The organism is Streptomyces spiramenti (assembly GCF_012034385.1).
In the GTDB taxonomy this organism is placed as follows: domain Bacteria; phylum Actinomycetota; class Actinomycetes; order Streptomycetales; family Streptomycetaceae; genus Streptomyces; species Streptomyces spiramenti.
The window spans coordinates 1-3,798 of sequence record NZ_JAAVJB010000347.1 but is presented as its reverse complement, the minus strand read 5'-3'; the positions used below and the strand labels follow the sequence as shown (position 1 = coordinate 3,798).

Genomic DNA, 3,798 nt, shown 5'->3' with positions numbered 1-3,798 from the left:
GTGCGCGGTCAGAGCCCGAGCGCCGCGACGGCCTCCGCCGCGTCCAGACCGCTCGGCCCGTCGGGCGAGGTCGACCAGGCCGCGGCGCACAGCGCGCGCAGCCCGTCCAACGGCTGCCCGCGCCCGGTCAGGACCAGCGTCCCGCCGTCCACGGCCGCCCGCATCCCACCGCACCGCCACGCCCCGCCCTCGTCGACGGGCCCGGGGATCGGGGCGAGCAACCCCCGCAGATCCGCCGCGACATACGTCGGCCTGTGGTGCGGCGGAGCCGCCACCAGCGCTGCGGCGTCGGTGACTCCCGTCAGGACCAGCAGCGAGTCGACTCCGCCGTTGTGGGCGCCCTCGATGTCGGTGTCCAGCCGGTCCCCGACCACCAGCGGCGTACGTGCACCCGTACGGATGACGGACTCACGGTGCATGGGCGGCTGCGGCTTCCCCGCGACCACCGGCTCCCGGGTGCCGCCGCTCCCGATCCGCACCACCTCGACGGCGGCGCCGTTGCCGGGACCCACCCCGCGCGGCGTGGGAATGGTCAGGTCGGTGTTGGAGGCGAACCACGGCAGCCCGCGCCCCACGGCGAGGGCAGCCTCGACCAGCCGCCCCCAGGGCAGCTCCGGTCCGCCGTACCCCTGCACCACGGCCACCGGCTCCTCGTCGGCCGACTCCACGGGTACCAGGCCGCGCTCGGCGAGAGCGGAACGCAGCCCCTCCGCCCCCGCGTACAGCACCCGCGACCCGGCCGGCACCGCCTCGGAGACCAGCCGCGCCACCGCCTGCGCCGACGTCACCACCTCCGACGGGACCGCGGGCAGCCCCAGCTCGGCCAGGTGTGCGGCGACGACCTCCGGGGTCCGGGCCGCGTTGTTGGTGACGTACGCCAGCCGCATGCCGCCTCGGGCTGCGGTCAGCAGAGACGGCACGGCGTGTTCGACGGCGGCACCACCGACGTAGACCACCCCGTCCAGGTCCAGCAGCGCCGTGTCGTGCCGTTCCGCGAGCGGCGCGTCCGACCCGGCGGGCAACAGCCCCGACCCGATCGTGGCCTGCCCGGTCCCCTGTGCGTCTTCTGCGTCCATGGGTACCGATCATCCCGCACGTCCTACCCTGCCCGCGGAGCGCCCCGACCCTTACGATGCGGGGATGCTCTCAGACGGTCTCGACCTCGCTCCGTTCCGTGGCGTCCGGTACGTGCCGGAACGCGTGGGCGACATCGCGGCCGTGACCTCGCCGCCGTACGACGTCGTGGTGCGGCCGGACGGCGTCGACGCGTTGCACACCTCCGACCCCCACAACGTGGTGCGGCTGATCCTGCCGCAGGCGGTCGACCAAGGCGCGGCGACCCGCGAGGCCGCACGGACCCTCGACCGCTGGCTGCACGACGGCGTACTCGCCCGCGACGGGAGGGAGGCGCTCTACGTCTACGAGCAGCGCCGGGGCGGCACGCTCCAGCGAGGCGTCATCGGCGCCCTGCGGCTCAGCCCGCCCGCCGACGGGGTGGTGCTTCCGCACGAGGACGTCATGACGCAGGTCGTCGCCGAACGGTCCGCGCTGCTGCGGGAGACGGCCGCCAACCTCGAACCGCTGCTGCTGGGGTACCGCGGCGAAACGGCCGCCGCGCCCTGCGCCGACCCGCTGGGCGGTACCGCCGGGGTGGTCGACAGGGCCGTACTGCGACCGCCGCTGCTGGCGACCACGACGGAGGACGGCTTCGCCCACCGTCTGTGGGCCGTCACCGACCCCGCCGAACTGCGGACGGTGACGGAGGACCTGGCGCACCGGACCGCGCTCATCGCGGACGGCCACCACCGCTGGGCGACCAGCCGCCGCGTGGCCCAGGAACGCGGCAACCGCCCGCCGTGGGACCGGACCCTCGTCCTCCTGGTCGACACCGCGCGCTACCCCCTCCAGGTCCGGGCGATCCACCGGGTGCTGCCGCGCCTCCCGCTGGACCGCGCCGTCGCTGCGGCGGCACGCTGGTTCCGCGTCCGGGAGCTGGACACGACCGACGCGGGCGCAGCCCTCGCCGCTCTGACGGACGTCGACGGCCCCGCGTTCGTCCTGACCGACGGCGCCGGGACCTACCGGCTGCTGGACGGGCCGGACGCGGATCTGCTGCACCGGACCGTGGACCCGCGATACCCGGAGACATGGCGGCGGCTCGACGCCACGGTCCTGCACGCGACACTGCTCGGCGAGGTGTGGCGGGTGCCCGACCTGGCGTCCGACATCGCCTACCTCCACGACATCGACGCCGCTCTGGAGCAGGCGGCGCGGCGCGGCGGCACGGCCGTCCTGATGCGGCCCGTCGGTGAGCGGACCGTCCTGGACCTCGCACGTCAGGGCGTCACCATGCCCCGGAAGTCGACGTCCTTCGGCCCGAAACCGGCGACCGGCCTGGTCCTTCGGCTCCTGGACGAGAGCTGAGACTTCGGTGCTCCGCACCCGCCGGTCCTGCCCGGGAGCCGGGACACGCCGAGGGGCCGGGATCGGACGTCGTGTCCGATCCCGGCCCCTCGGGTCGCCTCGATACCCGGCGTCAGCCGGCGGACTTCACGCCCGGCTCCGCGTCGGCGTCGACGGCCGTCACGGACCCGCCGGTCGCCACGCGGTCGGTGTCGGCCTCGGGCTCCGTCTCGGCGCTGTCCGAGTCGACGCTGTCCGAGTCGGCGGCAACGGCCGCCGACACGGCGTCACCGCGGTCGGCCGACTCGGCCACCGGCCAGTCGTCGTCCGCGTCGTCGTCCTCGGCATCGAGCTCCGCGTCGTGGTCGACGACGGCCGAGCGGTCGGCGTCGGTGGAGCGGCTCTCGTCGTCACGGCCTTCCTCGTCCGCGGAGGACTCGTCGAGCGCGTCGATGAAGGTGACGCCGTCCAGCTCGGCGAGTCGGTCGGAGGCGTCGGTGGCACCGGCCTGGTCCGCTTCCAGCGTGCGGGCGAACCACTCGCGGGCGTCGTCCTCACGCCCCACCGCCAGCAGCGCGTCGGCATAGGCGTACCGCAGCCGCGCGGTCCAGGGCTGCGAGGAGGTGGAGGCCAGTTCCGGGCTCTGCAGGGTGACGACAGCCGCTTCTGCCTGGCCCATGTCGCGACGTGCACCGGCCGCGACGAGGCGCATCTCGACCTGTCCCGCCTTGTCCAGCCGCGTCACTTCCGGCTCGCCGGCCATCGCCAGCGCTCGTTCCGGCCGGCCCATTCCTCGCTCGCAGTCCGCCATCACGGGCCACAGGTGCGAGGACCCGGACATCCGGCGAGCAGCGCGGAACTCGGCCAGCGCCTCGGCGTACTTCGCGACACCGTAGGCGGCGAAGCCGGCCGCCTCGCGCACCGCACCCACGCGGGAGGCGAGCCGCAGCGCGACCTTCGCGTGCCCGTAGGCGCTCTCGGGGTCCTCGTCCAGCAGGCGTGCGACCATCACCAGGTTGCGCGCCACGTCGTCGGCGAGGGTCTTCGGAAGGGTCATCAGCTCCTGGCGGACGTCAGGGTCGATCTCCTCGCCCGTGACGTCGTCCGGGATCGGCAGCCGCCGAACCTGCTCGCGCGACCGGTCGCCTCGGTAGTCGTCGCGACGGTCACCGCCGTCGCGGCCGAAAGGGCGACCGCCTCCTCGGTGCCCGCGGTCGTCGTCGCGACGGAACGAAGGCCGGTCGTCGTCGCGGCGCGGGCCGCGGGGGCGGTCATCGCGGTCGCGGTTGAACGAGGGACGGTCGTTGTCGCGGCGGAAGCCGCCGCCACGCTGGTCGTCACGACGCGGGCCGCTGCCGGGCCGGTCGTCGCGACGGAACGGCGGACGGTCACCAT

General features: G+C 74.9%; 3 protein-coding genes. 1 reads left to right on the top strand and 2 read right to left on the bottom strand.

Annotated features, from left to right (window positions below; translation table 11 throughout):
• Positions 1-8 precede the first annotated feature (8 nt).
• Positions 9-1,076: an HAD hydrolase-like protein gene (locus HCJ92_RS22935; RefSeq protein WP_167935521.1), complete on the bottom strand. Its 1,068-nt coding sequence runs from the start codon at positions 1,074-1,076 to the stop codon at positions 9-11.
• Positions 1,077-1,140: 64 nt separating this feature from the next.
• On the opposite strand from HCJ92_RS22935, the gene HCJ92_RS22930 reads away from it, so the two are divergent.
• A complete protein-coding gene (locus HCJ92_RS22930; protein ID WP_167935520.1) occupies positions 1,141-2,424 on the top strand; it encodes a DUF1015 family protein in 1,284 nt (427 codons plus the stop codon).
• 112 nt (positions 2,425-2,536) lie between these two features.
• Here HCJ92_RS22930 and HCJ92_RS22925 read toward each other — a convergent pair whose 3' ends face one another.
• On the bottom strand, positions 2,537-3,460 hold the full coding sequence (locus HCJ92_RS22925) for a hypothetical protein (protein WP_245241171.1): 924 nt from the start codon (positions 3,458-3,460) through the stop codon (positions 2,537-2,539).
• Positions 3,461-3,798 lie beyond the last annotated feature (338 nt).